Below are 17888 nucleotides of genomic sequence, written 5' to 3' on the forward strand. Positions count from 1 at the left end.
AAAATATAAAGGAGAATTAAATATATATTAATTTAGTAAAGCTAGGAGAGAGAATTCTTTTCTAGCTTTTTTCGGGAAGAATTTCCTTTAATTTCTATATATAAGTAGAAGTATTTATATAAAGGAGAGATTATGATTGTAAATCGTGTGGAAAAGATAGGAAATTTTACTACAATAGATAATGGCTACTTAAATGATGAAGACATTTCCTTTAAGGCCAATGGGATTCTTACTTATCTTTTGAGCCTACCTGATGATTGGGTTGTTCATATAGAGCATATTGTTACAAAGTCAAAAGATGGGATATCTTCTTTTAGGACAGGACTTTCTGAGCTGATAGATAAGGGCTATCTTAAAAGATATCCTATAAAGGAAGATGGAGTGATAATCCGCTGGGAGACTGAGATTAATGAAAGTATTGAAATCAATTTAAATAGTCCACTTGGAGAAAATCTAGAAGTAGAAGATCAATACCTTGATAAAGATGATGAAAATAGCGATCAGAAGCATAATCCTAGTAAAGAGGAGGAAATAGCTAATCTGGATAAGAAAGATGAAATAATATTAGGAGAAAATCAAGGTATAGGAGATTTACTTGTAGAAAATCAAGAAGTAGAAAATAAAAGGCTACTAAATACTAATATAACAAAAACTTATAATACAAATAACTTAGTAGACAAAAGCCTCCTTTCAAAGTTAGATAGGCTTTGGAAATCTCAACGAGGGACTTTTTCTGATGAAGATATTATATCTAACCCCAGCTATTGCGAAGCTATTTCAAAGTTATTGGATGATTATGGAGAAGATCTGATTATCAAAGCAATAAAAAACATCCCAACTCTTTCAAAGAGGAGAAAGAATAAGATAAGACTATCTTGGTTTTTAAGGGAGGGAAATTTTAGGAGGGCTTGTTTTATGAGAAGATGAATGTATTTACTAAGTAAATCATTGATGTAGAATAAAGTTAAATGCGAAGGAGGTAGACATGGGAAATAATACTAAGAAACTTTCTTACTGGCTTTCTTTAGGAGCCTTGTTTGGGATGATTTTTGGAGGACTTTTTGATAAACTTGCTCTAGGAATTTGCCTGGGGTCTGTTTTTGGAATTTTGTTGGGCTTATCTAATAGCAAAGGGGGAAAATAATTTATCTTCTTCCTACCAATAAGCTTGTTAAATAGTACATTAATAGAAGGAGGAAGTATGAATTTTTTGGAAAATATTATTACGTCTTTGATGTTGATTAGGGTGACAGATATTATTGATATTGCAATTATTGCCTTTGTTATTTATAAACTTTTCTCACTTCTAAGAAACACCAGGGCCGAACAGGTACTTAAGGGACTGATTTTTGTTTTGTTTTTCGCATCTATTGCGGATATTCTAAATCTTAATACAGTCTCTTGGGTGATGAATCAATTCTTGACAGTTGCCCTAGTCTTTATCATAGTTGTCTTTCAACCAGAGCTTAGGAGCGCTCTTGAAAGGCTTGGTAGGGGTAGGAGTTTGTTTTCTAGTGAAAAGATCCAGAGGGATGAGAGAAGTATAGATGAGCTAGTTTCTGCTATGAGCTCTCTTTCTAGGCAAAAGATTGGAGCTCTTGTGGTTTTGGAAAGGGAAGTTGGTCTTTCTGATATTATAGAAAGTGGGACCAAGCTTGATAGTGATATCTCTTCAGAGCTTCTTATAAATATCTTTATTCCCAACACTCCTCTTCACGATGGGGCTGTGATTATTAGGAAAAATACTATCGCTGCAGCAGCTTGCTACTTGCCTTTGTCTTCTTCAAATACTATAGCCAAGGAGCTTGGGACAAGGCATAGAGCAGCTATTGGGATTTCTGAAAAGAGCGATTGTCTTGTGGTTATTGTATCAGAAGAGACAGGAAATATTTCTGTTGCAGAAAATGGCAAGATTAATAGATATTTTGATGAGGAAAGCCTGAAGATTAGACTTAAAAACGAGCTTGTAAATACTGATAATGTAAGTGAGGTCTTGAAGAAAGAAAAGAAGGGAGAGGTAAATGAAAAAGAAAAATGATGTGCAATTGATAGTCCTATCGATTATTCTTGCTATTGTCATGTGGGCTTTTGTAGTTACTTCGACTAACCCTTCTGTAAATAGGACTTTCAGAAATGTTCCAATCCTTGTCCAAAACAAGGACGCCTTAGAAGAAAGGGGCTATACAATTATAGGTCTCGATGAGGCAAGTAATGTCAATATCAGAGTTGAGGGCACTAGGGATAAGATTGTCGGAATCAAGCAAAACGACATCCAAGCAAGTATTGACGTTAAGGATGTAAAGGAAGGAATCCAATCTGTTGGGGTTAAGGTAGATACACCAAGCGGGGTTGGGATTTCCATGGTAGATCCTCCTTCAATCAATATCAATGTTCAAAAGAAGGTAGAAAAGTCCCTCCCGATCAATATCATAATCAAGGATAGCCTAAAAGATGGAAGGTCTGTTGAAATTAACGAGCAGTCTATCAAGGAAGTCACAGTCAAGGGACCTGTATCTCAAATAAATAAGATCGATAGAGTTGAAGTAAATATTGACGAGGAAAGCTATCTAGATGGCAAAATCCATAATCTAGATATCCATATTTTGGATAAGGACGGCAAGGAAGTTACTGGCATCGAGAAGTCAAATGATGATATAAATATTTCCTTTAGGGCAGAGGAAACTAAGAGAGTTCCCATAAAAATAAGTTATTATGGTGAGCCAGCTTATGGCTACGAGATTAAAAATATAAGTCTATCTCAGAAGGAATGCGTCATAAAGGGCGATAGCGGGTCTCTAAAGTCGGTAGATCAAATCGAAACTTATCCTGTAAATGTTGCTGAGCTTAAATCTGATAAGAATGGCGAGATCAAGCTTAATATTCCTGACGGAGTAAGCCTTTATGATGGAAAAGATCCAGTATCCTACAAGATAGAAGTAGGAAGAAAAGAAAAGTAATGAGACTTAATACAAAGATTAATTATGAAAATATAATAGATAGATTAAAAGAGGCTGGCTTTAAGTCTTTTCCTGTGGGAGGAGCTGTTAGAGACAGCCTTCTTTCTAGAGAAGTTTCTGATATAGATATCACAACTGATGCAAGGCCAGAAGAGATCGAGGAAGTCTTCAGAGACTTTAAGCTTATAGATATTGGAAAGAGATTTGGGACAATCAAAGTCATAATAGAAGGAGAAGCCTTTGAAATTACGACTTTCAGAAAAGAAAGCGCCTATAGGGACGGGAGACATCCTACAGAAGTTAGCTTTTCTGATAATCTGATAGATGACCTAGAAAGAAGAGACTTTACCATAAACGCTATGGCCTTTGATAGGGGTAAGATAATTGACCCCTTTGAAGGAGGTGCGGATCTTTCTAGAAAAGTTATAAGGGCTGTGGGAGATCCTAGAGAAAGAATAGACGAAGATCTCCTAAGAAGTCTTAGGGCGGTGCGCTTTGCAAACCGCTTGGGCTTTACCATAGAAGAATCCCTCAAGGAAGCTATTAGGGAAAATGCCAATAAGATTAATTCCATATCCCAGGAGAGGATAGCCAGTGAATTAAGTGAAATCCTCACTTCAGCTACTCCTTCCAGGGGGATAAGGCTTATGGATGAAGTAGGGCTCTTAGCTGAAATTTTCCCTGAAGTAAAAAGAACGGTAGGCTTTGACCAACATTCGACCTATCATGCAGATGATGTCTACAATCATAGCCAAAAGGTGCTTGATAAAAGCTCAGCAGACCTTACCGTAAGATTTGCTGCTCTCTACCACGATGTTGGCAAGGTCGATACATTTTTCCTAGATGAGAGAGGAGAGGGGAGATTCTTCGGCCATCAAAATCTTTCGGAAGAGATGTTAAGGAAAAGGCTTAAGGAGCTAAAGTTTTCAAATAAATTCATAAGTGATGCTACAATCCTTGTCAAAAGGCATATGGACTGTTCCAATATTTACACAAAAAAGTCTATCAGAAAGCTTCTTAGACGACTAGGCGAAGAAAATCTTAGGCGCTTATTCGACCTACAAAGAGCGGACATCCTTTCAACCAACCACCCTGATCCCAGTAATATAGACCTTGGAGAAGAGATCCTTGCTGAAGTCTTGGCGGATGATATACCTAAGAAAAGATCAGACCTTGCCGTTGATGGAAATGACCTAATAAGGATGGGCTATCCTCAAGGAAAGATTATTGGAGATCTTTTAAGAATAATTGAAGAAGAAATACTAGAAGAAAATTTAGAAAATAATAAAAAAGCAATCGAGGACTTTTTGACGAGAATGGGTAAAAATCTTGATAGCTTGACAAAGAAGTAGTATATTATTTCAATGAGTAAGAACACCAGGAGGAAAAAATGACAGAATTAAAATCACACGAAAATAATATAGCAAAATTCGAATTCGACGTGCCTTATGATGAGTTCAAAAAGGCAACTGATACTGTATATAAAAGAAACAAATCTAGATATAGGGTAGATGGCTTTAGACCAGGTCACGTTTCTAGAAAAGTACTTGAGAAAATGTACGGACCAGAAATCTTCTACGATGAAGCAATCAAGATAGTTTTCCCTACACCATACGAAAAAGCTGTAGAAGAACTTGGCCTTGAAGTAATCGACCAACCATCAGTAGACCTAGACGATATCGAAAAAGGAAAAGATATCACATTTAAGGTTGAAGTTGAAACAAAACCACACCCAGAACTAGGGGACTATTCAGAACTAATCGTTGAAGAAGTATCTAGCGAAGTAACAGACGGAGATGTTGACGCAGAACTTAAGAAACAACAAGACGAAAACGCAAGACTAGTTCCAGTTGAAGATGGCGAAGCTAAAGAAGGCGATACAGTAAATATCGACTTTGATGGTTTCCTTGATGGAGAAAGATTCGAAGGTGGTAAGGCAGAAGATTACGACCTAGTTCTTGGATCAAACACCTTTATCGAAGGCTTTGAAGGACAAGTAGAAGGCCACAAGGTTGGAGATAAGTTTGACGTTAACGTAACCTTCCCAGAAGATTACCAAGCGAAAGAATTCCAAGGAAAAGATGCTAAGTTCGAAGTTGAAATCAACTTAATTACAAGAAAAGAACTTCCAGAACTAGATGATGAGTTCGCAAAAGACATCTCTGAATTCGACACACTTGATGAGTTAAAGAACAACCTAAGAGAAAAACTTGCTGAAGAAAAGAAGGATTACGCTAAAAACCTAATCCAAAACCAAGCAATTGAAGCTCTAGTTAATAAGTCTGAAGTAAGCGCACCAAGACCAATGGTTGATGCTGAAATCGACTACGAACTACAAAACCTAGACCAAAGACTTCAACAAATGGGTATCACCCTAGCTCAATATATCGAGATGACAAAGATGGATATCAACCAAATCCGTGACCAATACAGAGCTCAAGCAGAAGCTAGAGTTAAGGCAAATCTCGTTATAGACGAAGTTGCTCTTAAAGAAGGCATAGAAGTTACAGAAGAAGAAAAAGAAAACGAAATCAAAGAAGCAGCAGAAAGTTATGGAGTAGATGATCTTGAGAAATTCAAAGAACTTTTCGCTAAAAACATCTCTGATAAGACTCTAGAAGAGAACATCATGAGAAGAAAAGCAGTTGAACTTCTTACAGAAAACGCTAAAGCTCTTCCTCACGAAGAATACCACAAGGCAGTTGGCGAAGAAGACCACGACCACGAGGAAGGCGAAGACAAATAAGCTCCATTTAGATAAGGAGATAAAATGATTCCTAAAAATTATTTAGTACCAACAGTTGTAGAACAAACAAATAGAGGCGAGAGAGCCTATGATATATATTCAAGACTTCTAAAAGACAGGATAATCTTCCTATCAGGTGAAGTTCGTGATGAAATATCAGATATAATCATAGCCCAACTACTATTTCTAGAAAGCGAAGATCCTGATAAGGACATCCAATTTTACATCAACTCTCCTGGCGGAGTTGTAACAAGCGGACTTGCTATATACGATACAATGAACTACATCAAACCAGATGTATCCACAATCTGTATAGGTCAAGCTGCATCAATGGCGGCAGTCCTTCTATCATCAGGGGCTAAGGGGAAAAGATACTCCCTACCTAGCTCAAATATCATGATCCATCAACCTTCTGGTGGAGCCCAAGGTCAAGCTAGCGATATTGTGATACAAGCTGAACAAATAATTAAGATTAAAGAAAGACTAAACAATATCCTTTCTGATAATACAGGACAAAGTCTAAAGAAGATAGAAAAAGATACCGATAGGGACTTTGCTATGACAGCAGCTGAAGCGAAAGAGTATGGTCTAATCGATAAAGTAATTGAAAGTAAGTAGGAATAAATGTCTGATTACGAACAAAAAGAAATAAGATGTTCTTTTTGTGGCAAGGATAGCTCACAAGTTAAAAGAATTATAGCTGGTCCTAATGCTTATATTTGCAACGAATGTGTCGACTTATGTCACGAGATTATAGCCCAAGAGACTAACACATCAAGTGAGTTTTCGGCTGATATCGACCTATCAACACCAAAGGAGATCAAGGACTTCCTAGACTCTTATGTTGTAGGTCAAGATGATGCCAAAAAGACCCTTTCTGTTGCAGTATATAACCACTACAAAAGAATTAATAGCAATGAAGAAGATAGCGACATAGAGCTACAAAAATCAAATATATTAATGCTAGGTCCAACTGGTTCAGGAAAGACACTCCTTGCCCAAACCCTTGCTCGCAAGCTAAATGTACCTTTTGCTATAGCAGATGCGACAAGCCTTACAGAGGCAGGTTATGTAGGTGAGGATGTGGAAAATATTATCCTAAAACTCGTCCAAGCCGCAGATTACGATATCGACATAGCAGAGCGTGGAATTATCTATGTGGATGAGATAGATAAGATCACAAGAAAAAGCGAAAATCCATCTATAACCCGTGATGTATCAGGTGAAGGTGTCCAACAAGCCCTCCTTAAACTAATTGAGGGAACAGAAGCAAATGTCCCTCCTCAAGGAGGAAGGAAGCATCCTAGCCAAGAGTATATTCAAGTAGATACTACAAATATCCTCTTTATCCTAGGAGGAGCCTTCGATGGAATTGAAGATATAATAAATAGGAGACTTTCTGAAAAGAGCATAGGTTTTGGGGCAAGTGTTACAAAAAATGCTAGTGCAAGCCTTAAGGAAGTAAACACTGAAGACCTCCTTAAGTACGGACTCATCCCAGAATTTATAGGAAGGGTACCTATAGTTGTAAGCCTTGATTCCCTTGAAGTTGACTCTCTAGTTAAAATCTTAAAGGAGCCAAAAAACTCCTTCGTAAGACAATACCAAAAGCTCTTTGAGCTAGATGGTGTAAAGCTTACATTTGAAGATGAGGCTCTAGAAAAGATTGCAGAAAAAGCCTACAATCAAAAAACTGGTGCCAGAGGACTAAGGACTATAATGGAAAATCTCCTCCTAGATCTCATGTTTGAAATACCTTCAATAGATGATCTAGAAGAAGTAATTGTCACAAAAGAGTCTATAGATGATAAGGAAAAATTAGTTTATAAGAAAAGATAGAAAGATGGGGTTGTTGCCGAATGAACAATCGTTCTGATATCATTAACTAATCTCTATTAATGAAAGATTATGCTTAATGAATGACGATAGTATTCATAAATTTGCAACAGCCCCATTTTATAGCGAGGTAAAAGATGACAGATGTTTATGAAAAAGTTGAAAATAAATATCCTCTTGTAGCCCTAAGGGGCTACTGGCCAATGCCAACTACCTTCCTAAGTTTCGATGCCAAAAGAAGTATTTCGGTAAATGCAGTTGAAGATGCAAGGCTTAGAAATACTAATCTGTTTTTGGTAAACCAGAGGGATGTCTTTGATGACAATCCAAAAAAGGAAGGCCTATACGAATTTGGTATAGTAGCAAGCATAAAAGATACCTTCGAGCTTCCAAATGGTGTTACTAGAGTTTTTGTAGATCCAATAGGAGTGGCAAGACTTGATGATCTAACAGTATCCGAAGGCTTTCTAAAAGCTGCTGTAACAGAATATCACTACAGGGAAGAAGAGGAAAAAGATAAGGAAAATCTCCTATCCCTAAAGAAAATCTTGATAGATGACTTCAAGGAATATATTAGTCTTGATAACAATGCCCTTGATGAAATAGCCTACAGTCTGATAGAGATAGATAACTTCCACAGGCTAGTTGATGTGATAACCTTCCACCTAGAGCTTGCTCCAAAAGAGTATTACCAAATACTCGAGACCATAGATACAGAAAAGAGGATGCTCGCTCTCCACGAGATACTAAGTAAGGAAATAAGCCTTAAGAAGCTATCCAAACAGATAGAAAAACAGGTTCAAGATAATATCAACAAGAGCCAAAAGGACTACTATCTTAGAGAGAAGATGGAAGTCTTAAAGAAAGAAATCAATGAAAATAACGGAGAGGCCAAGAGCGAGGCTGACTATTATAGGAAGAAAATAAAGTCTATAAAGCTTGATAAGGAAAGCAAGAAGTCTCTAGAAAAAGATATCGAAAGAATCGACTCCCTACCAGAGATGAGCCCTGACTATGGAGTTTTGTCTGCTTATTTGGACTTTGTAGTATCTCTTCCTTGGAATAAATTAAGTAAGGATGTAATAGATATAGCTAGGGCAGAGAAAATCCTAGACGAAGACCACTACGGCCTAAGAGATGTAAAGGAAAGAATCCTAGAATCTATCGCAGTTCGACAAAAAAACAAGAACTCAAAGGGAAGCGTGATTTGCCTAGTAGGACCTCCTGGTGTAGGAAAGACTTCTATAGCTAAATCCATAGCCCGAGCTCTTGATAGGAAATTTGTCTCTATGAGGCTCGGTGGAGTAACCGATGAATCAGAAATCAGAGGTCATAGGAGAACCTATGTCGGAGCTATGGCAGGAAGGGTTCTTGCCAATATCGACAGGATCAATGTCAAAAACCCAGTCTTTCTCCTAGATGAGATCGACAAATTAGGGTCAGATTTTAGGGGAGATCCATCAAGTGCCCTCCTAGAAGTCCTTGACCCAGAACAAAACGATAAGTTTATCGATAGATACCTAGATATTCCTTTCGACCTATCAGATGTCTTCTTCATCACAACAGCAAATGACATGAATGAAATCCCTGATGCCCTCTACGATAGGCTAGAAGTAATAGAGCTATCAGGATATACAATAAACGAGAAGGAATCTATCGCGAGGAAATACCTAGTAGCTAAAGAGATGGAAAACAATGGTCTTAAGGAAGATGAAATTACTATATCAGATGCAGTAATTGAAAAAATCATCAAAAACTACACTAGAGAAGCAGGTGTTAGAGAACTTGAAAGACTAATTGCCAAGATTTGTAGAAGGGCTGTCAAAGAAATACTTGCTGGCAAGGATAAGGTTCGTGTTTCTATGCAAAATTACACAAAATACCTAGGTAGGGAGAGATTCCTCGACGATGCTATCGAAAAAGAGGACCAAGTAGGCCTTGTAAATGGACTCGCTTGGACCTCTGTTGGTGGAACCATGCTGTCTGTTGAGGCAAATGTCATGGAAGGTAAGGGCAATGTAGAAATGACAGGGTCCTTAGGAGATGTAATGAAAGAATCCGGCCAAGTAGCCATGGCCTATATTAGATCAAAGCAAAGTGAATTAGGAATCCGTGGGAAGTTCTACGAAAATAAGGACATTCATGTCCACTTCCCAGAAGGAGCAACACCAAAAGACGGTCCTTCTGCAGGAATTACTATGACCTGTGCCATGGTATCAGCCCTAACAGGTAAAAAAGTAAGAAGTGATATAGCTATGACTGGAGAAGTTACAATTCGTGGTAATGTCCTCCCTATAGGAGGCCTTAAGGAAAAGGCCCTAGCAGCCTACTCTTACGGAATCAAAAACGTCATAATTCCAAAAGAAAATGAAAGAGATACTGAAGATATTCCAAAAGAGATTAGAGATAAGATTAACTTCATCACAGTCTCCAAGGTAGCTGAAGTCATAGAAAAGGCCTTAATATGAAGATAAAAAGTATTGAACTCGAACAAGTTGCAGGATTTAGGGAACAATGGCCAAGTGAGGATCTTCCTGAGCTTGCCTTTGTAGGCAGAAGTAACGTAGGCAAGAGCTCATTTATCAATTCCTTCCTAGGTAGAAAAAAGCTTGCCAAGACTTCCTCAGTCCCAGGCAAGACTAGGACCATCAACTTCTATAGGATAAATGATAAGTTTAGACTCGTAGACCTTCCAGGCTACGGCTATGCCAAGGTCAGCAAGAAGGAGAAGGCCAAGTGGGATAAGCTAATTAATGAATATCTCCACCAAAGAGAAGCCCTAAAAGAAGTCTTCCTCCTAGTTGATATTAGACATGAGCCAACTAGCCTAGACAAGCAGATGTATGATTGGATAAGAGAAACTGGCTTTACAGGCTTTGTAATTGCAACTAAGTTTGATAAAATCAAGAAAAGCCAGATCCAAAAACATATCAAACAAATCATGAAAAAGCTAGAAATCGACGACGAAGGCTTAATCTTTGCCTACTCTTCAGAGACCAAACACAACAAGGATGTCCTAGAAGAACAAGTCGATGTGATAATTAATTATTAAAGTCAACCCCAAAATCTAGAAATAGGTGGAGGGGATTTTCTTTGGAAAAATTTATTTCTGATTTTGATTTTTAGTATTATAACTATAGGAAAATAGGAGGAAATTTTATTGTAATAATATGTAAAATTTATAATAAAAATTGGACTAATCCCTGTAATATACATGTTTGATAAATATTTATAAAAAGTACTTTAACCTGATATCCTAAGAACTTGCAAACATTTCCATAATTTGTTATCATTTATAAGCAGTAGAAAAAAGGGAGGAAATATGAAGAAGAATAAAATTTTGCCAATTCTTTTATCAGCAGCTATGCTTTTTACAGCATGTGGTAACAATACAGCTGATAATAAGGATGGAGCTAAGGCAGAAAGCGTTAAGGTAACAGAAGCAGGACACAACGGAGACATAGAAGCTACTGTTAATTTTGAGGGAGATAAGATAGCTTCAATTGATCTAGTACATAAGGAAACAGAAGGTCTAGGAGATCAAGCAGCTGATAAAATCGTAAAAGAAATAGTAGATAAACAATCTATAAATGTAGATACTGTTTCAGGAGCTACAGTTACATCAACTGTCCTAATCGAAGCAGTTAAGGCTGCCATTGAAGAAAGTGGTCGTGACCTTAAGCTTTATGAAAAGGAAAGTGACGAAGCTAATAATAAGGAAACAGAAACTAAGGATTACGATGTAGTAGTTGTAGGTGGTGGTGGAGCAGGATTTGCTGCTGCAGTAAGTGCCAAAGAATCAGGTGCCGATGTACTACTTCTTGAAAAACTTGGTCAAGTTGGTGGTAATACCCTAATTTCTGGTGGAGAATACGCAGCTCCAGCTAACGAACTTCAAGAAAAAGAAGGAATCGAAGATAGTAAAGAACTATTCGCAAAAGATGTTGAAGAAGCAGGCGGAAAGAAAGAATTAATCGAAGTATTAGCTGACAAGGCAACAGATGGTGCCCACTGGCTAAGAGATGACATCGGAGTAGAATGGCTAGATAGCTTGATGTTCTTCGGTGGACACTCAGTTAAGAGATCTTACATTCCTAAAAACCACACAGGAAATGAATTAATTTCTAAATATAAGGCAAAAGCAGAAGAGCTAGGAATTGACCTAATGACAAACACAGACGTTAAGGAAGTCCTTACAAAAGACGGAGTTGTTAGTGGAGTTAGGGCAGAAGGAAGCGATAAAAACTACGAAATCAACGCTAAGTCAGTAGTTCTTGCTACAGGTGGATTTGGTGCAAATGATGAGATGACTTATGAGAACGACCATGAAATCGACGAACACGTCCTATCAACTAACTCTCCAGGAGCGACAGGAGATGGTATCGTAATGGCACAAGCTCTTGGTGCTGATACTGTAGATATGGACAAGATCCAACTTTACCCAATCTGTGATGTAGAAACAGGTAAGCTTCTATATGTTGGAGATACAAGACTAGTAGGTGGAGCGCTTCTAGTAAACAAAGAAGGTAAGAGATTCGTAGAAGAGCTTGATACAAGACGTGCTATCTCAATGGCTATCAAAGATCAAACAGACTATGTTGGTTATCTAATTTGGGATGAAAAATCAAACGAAAAAACTGGTACAATGAAATCTAACCCAGAAGAAGCTAAGAGCCTATTTGATAGAGGCCTTCTATACAAGGCTGACACAATAGAAGAGCTTGCAGACCACTTCGAAATTGATAAAGATCAATTAGTAGAAACAGTAAATACCTTTAACGAAAACTCTAAAAATGGAGAAGATCCAGAATTCAACCTTAGAATGCTAGGTTGGACAATCGATGAAGGTCCTTACTACATGCTAAAGGCAGCTCCAGCAGTTCACCACACAATGGGTGGATTAGTAATCAACACTAACGCAGAAGTTCAAACAAAAGATGGAAAAACAATCGATGGACTTTACGCAGCAGGAGAAGTAACCGGTGGAATCCACGGCAAAAACAGACTTGGTTCTGTAGCTATGGCTGACATCACAGTTTACGGAAGAATAGCAGGAGAAAATGCAGCTAAACACGCTGGAAAATAATATAAAAATTAAGGGGTCAGAGAAATCTGGCTTCTTTTTTATTTCTCGGGTATAGATTAAGATGAAAAAGCGTAATAGACATTTTCAAAAATCAAGATAAAGAAAGGAAAAGATGTGAAGCTTGAAATATGTATAGATTCCTATGAATCTTTTATAAATGCGAAAAAAGCTTGTGCTAATCGAGTAGAAATATGCTCTGCCCTAGATCTTGATGGGATAAGTCCGTCTGTAGGGCTCGTTAGTAAAATTTCCAAGGAAAAAAATATAGAGAAGTTTGTTATGATTAGACCAAGACCCTACGATTTTTTCTATAATGATGAGGAATTTGAGATTATGAAAGAAGAGATAAGAATCTACAAAGACTTCGATATAGATGGATTTGTCTTTGGTCTTCTTAAAAAGGATGGGAAAATTGATCTAGATAGGACAAGAAAGCTAGTCGAGCTTTCTAGACCAAAGAAAGTTTGCTTTCATAGGGCCTTTGATTACTCCAAGGATGGGGAAGAAGTGATAGATGATTTGATAGAAATTGGGATCAAGAGAATCCTTACTTCAGGGAAAAGCCCCACAGCCATAGAAGGAATTGAGATTTTATCAAGGATTAATCACAAATACAAGGACAGGATCGAAATTATGGCAGGATCTGGAGTAAACTATTCAAATATAGAAGAAATCTATAGGAAAAGTGGAATCGAAAACTTCCATATGTCGGCTAGAAACAAAAGAAAGACAGATATGGTCTATCTTAAAGGAGAGGCGCTCTATCAAGATATAAGCTTTAGTGATAGGAAGCTTATAGAAAAGGCTAAAGAAACAATTGAGAAATTATCTTAAAATTAGAAGATGTAAAGAGGATTTAAAGATAAAACAGTTTAAATTAAAAAGGAGCTCATGGCTCCTTTTAGTTTGTTCTATTCTTCAACAAAAGTAATCTTGCCGTCTTCTAGTTTTGCAATTCTTGCTAAGGAGTATACTTCTAGTCCCATTTCGTCCTCGATTACGCTACGACCTTCAGAGAAGGATTTTTCTATTACTATACCAAAGCCTATTGGGTTGGCGCCTGCTTGTCTTACTAGAGCAACCATGCCCTTGGCTGCTTGGCCATTTGCCAAGAAGTCATCTATCATTAGGACGTTTTCGTCTTCTTTGATGAAGTTTTTGGAAACTATAAGCTCATTTGTAACTTGTTTGGTGAAGGAGTAGACGCTTGAATGATAAACATCATCTCCTGTTGTAAGGGATTGTTGTTTTCTTGCGAATACACATTTTACTCCAAGCTCTAGGGCTGTGGCAAGGGCTGGGGCGATACCTGATGATTCTACTGTTAGAACCTTATCTATCTTTTGATCTTTGAAATGCTCAGCAAATTCCTTGCCCATTTGTTGGATAAGCTTACAGTCTATTTGTTGGTTGAGGAAGGAGTCTACCTTTAGGATATTTGGTCCAATAACGATTCCTTCTTCTAATATTTTTTCTTCAAGTTCTTTCATGTTCACTCCTTATGTAGAATTAATATGCTTTTAATAATTATAGTGTTTTTAAGAAATTAGTCAAATTCAGATAAGATAGAAGGATTTTGAAAGAATATGATTGATTTTGAATGAAAATGATGATATAATATCATCATGATAGTAGAAGAAAGACTCGATATGATATTGGATGTGCTTTTTAAGGAAAAGAAGATATCCAACAGATATTTGACTAAGAAGCTACATGTCAGTGAGTCAACCCTAAGACGCGACCTCGATATTTTGGAGGAAGCTGGAAAGATAAGGAGGGTCCACGGGGGAGCTGTATTAAATATAAAGACAGACGAGAGAAGTTTCACTGATAATGAGCAAAGCATGTTAGAAGAGAAGAAGTCTATAGGAAAGAAAGCTGCAAGAGAAATTACCGACAATAGTCTAATTTTCCTAGATGCGGGATCTACAACAAATGTTATGATCGATTTCATAGAGGCCAAGGATATAAGGATCGTGACAAATGGTCTAATGCATGTTACAAAACTAATAGAGAAAGGATTTGATACGATAATTATCGGAGGAAGGCTTAAGGCAAGAACTAGGGTAACTACTGGAGTGATTGCCATGAATGAGCTTTGTAATTTTAATTTCGACATAGCCTTTATTGGAGCAAATGGCTTTGATGATGAGTATTTTTATACTGCTGATATCAACGAGGCTCTCATAAAGAGAAAGGCTATTGAGCTTTCCAATAAGGCCTACATCCTAGCAGATTCTTCCAAAGAGCAAGAGATATATCATGCGAAGATTATAAAAAGAAGAGACGTAGAACTAATTGAGGAGAACAGATGATTTATACATTAACAACGAATCCATCAATAGATTATGTAATGAGGATAGATGAATTTAACCATGGGGCGACCCTTCGTAGCAAGGCGAGCGTTATGTATCCAGGCGGTAAGGGAATCATGGTCTCAAAGCTACTTAAAAATCTGGGAGATGATCCGGTAAATATTGGCTTTCTCGGTGGCTTTACGGGAGATTTCATAAGAGAAGAAATCGTAAAGCTAGGGATCAAGGAAAACTTTACAGAAATTAAGGGAGCTTCTAGGATTAATGTAAAGCTAAAATACCAAGACGAGACAGAAATCAATGCAGAAGGACCTCATATAGAAGAGAAAGAAGTAGAGAAGTTTTTTGCTAGTCTTAAGGCACTCAAGGAAGATGATCTTTTAGTAATCTCAGGATCTCTACCCAAAAGTCTCGATAAGGACTTCTATAAGGAAGTAATAGGAAAAATTCCTTGTAAGTTTACTATAGACATAGCAAACAAGGAAGTCCTAGACTATCTAAAATATAAGCCAGTTCTTGTAAAACCAAACAAAGAAGAGCTTGGAAAGATTTTTGAAACTAAGATAGAGACAGATGAGGACATAATCGCCTATGCCAGAAAGTTAAATGAGCTTGGAGCAGAAAATGTAATCGTATCTCTAGGAGGCGAAGGTTCAATCTTTGTAGATAAGGGCAGGGTCCTTAAGGCGGGCCCAATCGAAGGCAAGCTTGTAAATTCTGTAGGAGCAGGGGACTCCATGGTGGCAGGCTTTGTCTACGGCCTAAGCCATGACTTATCTAAGGAGGACGCCTATAAGCTTGCGGTTGCTTCAGGAACAGCGACAGCCTTTAGCCCTGATATAGGAAGTAAGGAAAAAATTGATGAGATTTTAGAAAAAGTGGAGGTAAAGGAAAGTGGAAATTAGAGACTTACTCAAGCCTGAACTGATGATTTTTGACCTTCAGGCAAATGATAAAAAAAGTGCAATCGATGAAATAGCCTCAAAGTTTTTCGAAAAAGGCTATGTAAAAGACAAAGAAGACTTCAAAAATGGCCTAATAGCAAGAGAAGAAGAAGGATCAACTGCCCTAGGTGAGTCAGTAGCTATCCCTCACACCAAAAACGAAACTGTCAAAGAACCTGCAGTTTTATTTGCAAGAAAAGTAGGAGGACTTGACTACGAGGCACTTGACGGAGAGGCGACAGAAATATTTTTCGCTATAGGGGCACCTGCTGGAGAAAACAACCTCCATGTAGAAACCCTAGCCGAGCTTTCAAAAATGATAATGAAAGAAGGATTCATCGATGATCTTAAAAAATGCTCTAGTGAAGAAGAAGTCTACGGAGTAATCGACAAAAACACTGAGAAAAAGAAGGCCCCAGTAGTTGAAGAAGAAGCAACAAATAGCGATATCAAACTACTAGCAGTAACAGCTTGCCCAAACGGTATAGCCCACACCTACATGGCCCAAGAATCCCTAGAAAAGGCAGCTAAAAAGGCAGGAGTTTCAATCAAGGTCGAGACAAATGGGTCTGATGGAATAAAAAATAGACTTAGCGCTAAGGAAATCGAAGAAGCTGATGCAATAATAATTACAGCTGACAAGAAAGTCGAAACAAACAGGTTCGATGGCAAAAGACTTATCCAAAGACCAGTATCTGATGGAATCAGAAAAAGCGATGAATTAATCGAAAAAGCCATCAAGGGAGAAGGAAGAATCTTTACTGCAGAAGAAGGAGCAAGTAAGGGAAGTGATGACGATGGCGAAGGCGAAGGCGAAGGTCAAAGCTTCTGGCAAAAGATTTACGGAGACCTAATGAACGGAATTAGCCACATGCTACCATTTGTAATCGGTGGTGGAATCCTTATGGCAATCTCCTTCCTAGTAGAAAGATTCGCAGGAGATGAATCTCTTGCCTTCACTTTCCTAAATGGTCTTGGAGGGGATGCCTTTAGCTTTTTAATACCAATCCTTGCAGGCTTTATTGCCATGTCAATTGGTGATAGACCAGCCCTAATGCCTGGTATGGTTGCAGGTCTTATGGCAAGTCGTGGAGCAGGCTTTATCGGTGGACTAATCGGAGGTTTTCTTGCAGGTTATGTAGTTAATTTACTAAAGAAAGCCTTCAGAAATCTTCCAAAATCAGTCGAAGGCCTAAAGCCAATGCTAATCTATCCAGTATTTGGTCTTCTAATCGTTGGAGCCTTGATGTTCTTTATCATAGACCCAATATTTACCGGAATCAATACCTTCATTAACAATTGGCTAATGAGCCTATCAGGAGCTAATATGCTGTTACTTGGAGCAATCCTTGCAGGCATGATGGCAATAGATATGGGTGGTCCTATCAACAAGGCAGCTTACGCCTTTGCAATCGGAGCCTTCACAGATACAGGAATAGGAACCTTTATGGCAGCTGTAATGGTTGGAGGAATGGTTCCACCAATTGCAATAGCAATAGCAACAACATTTTTCAAAGATAAATTTACAGAAGATCAAAAGAAGACTACAATTACCAACTACATCCTAGGACTAAGCTTTATCACAGAAGGAGCAATTCCTTTCGCAGCTGCGGAACCAACTAAGGTAATCCCAGCAAGTGTTATTGGATCAGCCATAGCAGGAGCAATCGTAGGAGGCTTTAACATATCAGCCCCAGCCCCACACGGAGGAGTCTTTGTATTGCCAGCTATGTCAAGCCTAAGTCAAGCAGGGTTCTTCCTAGGAGCAGTCCTAGTTGGATCTATAGTAGGTGGATTAATCTACGGATTTATGAAGAAAAAAGCTTAGTAAAAATAATTTTATGACTCAAGTATGTTTAAGCGTATTTGAGTCTTTTTGTTTGGAAAAATAGATATTTTGACTAAAGTCTATCCACTTGATATAATGAAAAAAATTGAAACTCGGCAAAGACTTATCTTTTATTAAGACATATAAGCATACTTGTCTCTTACAATTATCCTTTG

At 37.9% G+C, this 17888-nt stretch carries 16 protein-coding genes; 15 read left to right on the plus strand and 1 reads right to left on the minus strand.

What is annotated here, in order from left to right:
* Nucleotides 1-132 precede the first annotated feature (132 nt).
* From RCH56_RS00780 to RCH56_RS00835, 12 genes are all read left to right on the plus strand, one after another.
* Entirely contained in the window at nt 133-927 is a 795-nt protein-coding gene (locus RCH56_RS00780; protein WP_306483086.1) for a hypothetical protein, read from the plus strand.
* A 58-nt stretch (nt 928-985) separates the two neighbouring features.
* Entirely contained in the window at nt 986-1144 is a 159-nt protein-coding gene (locus tag RCH56_RS00785; protein WP_306483087.1) for a hypothetical protein, read from the plus strand.
* Nucleotides 1145-1201: 57 nt separating this feature from the next.
* Nucleotides 1202-2038, plus strand: coding sequence for a diadenylate cyclase CdaA (gene cdaA, locus RCH56_RS00790; protein WP_306483088.1), 837 nt, complete (start codon nt 1202-1204; stop codon nt 2036-2038).
* On the plus strand, nt 2022-2957 hold the full coding sequence (locus tag RCH56_RS00795; RefSeq protein ID WP_306483089.1) for a YbbR-like domain-containing protein: 936 nt from the start codon (nt 2022-2024) through the stop codon (nt 2955-2957). The genes cdaA and RCH56_RS00795 overlap by 17 nt, the downstream gene beginning before the upstream one ends.
* Nucleotides 2957-4309, plus strand: coding sequence for a CCA tRNA nucleotidyltransferase (locus tag RCH56_RS00800; RefSeq protein ID WP_306483090.1), 1353 nt, complete (start codon nt 2957-2959; stop codon nt 4307-4309). Before RCH56_RS00795 ends, RCH56_RS00800 begins: the two co-directional genes overlap by 1 nt.
* 38 nt (nt 4310-4347) lie before the next feature.
* On the plus strand, nt 4348-5703 hold the full coding sequence (gene tig, locus RCH56_RS00805) for a trigger factor (RefSeq protein WP_306483091.1): 1356 nt from the start codon (nt 4348-4350) through the stop codon (nt 5701-5703).
* Nucleotides 5704-5727: 24 nt separating this feature from the next.
* Nucleotides 5728-6321: an ATP-dependent Clp endopeptidase proteolytic subunit ClpP gene (gene clpP, locus RCH56_RS00810; RefSeq protein WP_306483092.1), complete on the plus strand. Its 594-nt coding sequence runs from the start codon at nt 5728-5730 to the stop codon at nt 6319-6321.
* A gap of 6 nt (nt 6322-6327) precedes the next feature.
* Complete coding sequence (gene clpX, locus RCH56_RS00815) at nt 6328-7542, plus strand: ATP-dependent Clp protease ATP-binding subunit ClpX (protein WP_306483094.1); 1215 nt, start codon at nt 6328-6330, stop codon at nt 7540-7542.
* A 134-nt stretch (nt 7543-7676) separates the two neighbouring features.
* The gene (gene lon / locus RCH56_RS00820; RefSeq protein ID WP_306483095.1) at nt 7677-10007 is read left to right on the plus strand and encodes an endopeptidase La; all 2331 of its coding nucleotides are present in this window, start codon (nt 7677-7679) and stop codon (nt 10005-10007) included.
* Nucleotides 10004-10591, plus strand: coding sequence for a ribosome biogenesis GTP-binding protein YihA/YsxC (gene yihA, locus RCH56_RS00825; RefSeq protein WP_306483096.1), 588 nt, complete (start codon nt 10004-10006; stop codon nt 10589-10591). The genes lon and yihA overlap by 4 nt, the downstream gene beginning before the upstream one ends.
* A 270-nt stretch (nt 10592-10861) precedes the next feature.
* Entirely contained in the window at nt 10862-12625 is a 1764-nt protein-coding gene (locus RCH56_RS00830) for a flavocytochrome c (RefSeq protein WP_306483097.1), read from the plus strand.
* A 114-nt stretch (nt 12626-12739) separates the two neighbouring features.
* Nucleotides 12740-13459, plus strand: a complete 720-nt coding sequence (locus tag RCH56_RS00835) for a copper homeostasis protein CutC (RefSeq protein ID WP_306483098.1) — start codon at nt 12740-12742, stop codon at nt 13457-13459.
* Nucleotides 13460-13536: 77 nt separating this feature from the next.
* Here RCH56_RS00835 and RCH56_RS00840 read toward each other — a convergent pair whose 3' ends face one another.
* A complete protein-coding gene (locus tag RCH56_RS00840) occupies nt 13537-14115 on the minus strand; it encodes a xanthine phosphoribosyltransferase (protein ID WP_306483099.1) in 579 nt (192 codons plus the stop codon).
* A gap of 135 nt (nt 14116-14250) precedes the next feature.
* Between RCH56_RS00840 and RCH56_RS00845 the strand changes: the two genes are divergently transcribed.
* Genes RCH56_RS00845 through RCH56_RS00855 form a run of 3 tightly spaced genes read left to right on the plus strand, consistent with a single transcriptional unit; the run spans nt 14251 to nt 17712 of the window.
* Nucleotides 14251-14940: a DeoR/GlpR family DNA-binding transcription regulator gene (locus RCH56_RS00845; protein WP_306483100.1), complete on the plus strand. Its 690-nt coding sequence runs from the start codon at nt 14251-14253 to the stop codon at nt 14938-14940.
* On the plus strand, nt 14937-15845 hold the full coding sequence (gene pfkB, locus RCH56_RS00850) for a 1-phosphofructokinase (RefSeq protein WP_306483101.1): 909 nt from the start codon (nt 14937-14939) through the stop codon (nt 15843-15845). The genes RCH56_RS00845 and pfkB overlap by 4 nt, the downstream gene beginning before the upstream one ends.
* On the plus strand, nt 15835-17712 hold the full coding sequence (locus RCH56_RS00855; protein ID WP_306483102.1) for a fructose-specific PTS transporter subunit EIIC: 1878 nt from the start codon (nt 15835-15837) through the stop codon (nt 17710-17712). Before pfkB ends, RCH56_RS00855 begins: the two co-directional genes overlap by 11 nt.
* Nucleotides 17713-17888: the final 176 nt, after the last annotated feature.

The sequence above is a fragment of the Anaerococcus sp. genome (genome assembly GCF_030825785.1).
Taxonomy (GTDB): Bacteria; Bacillota; Clostridia; order Tissierellales; family Peptoniphilaceae; genus Anaerococcus.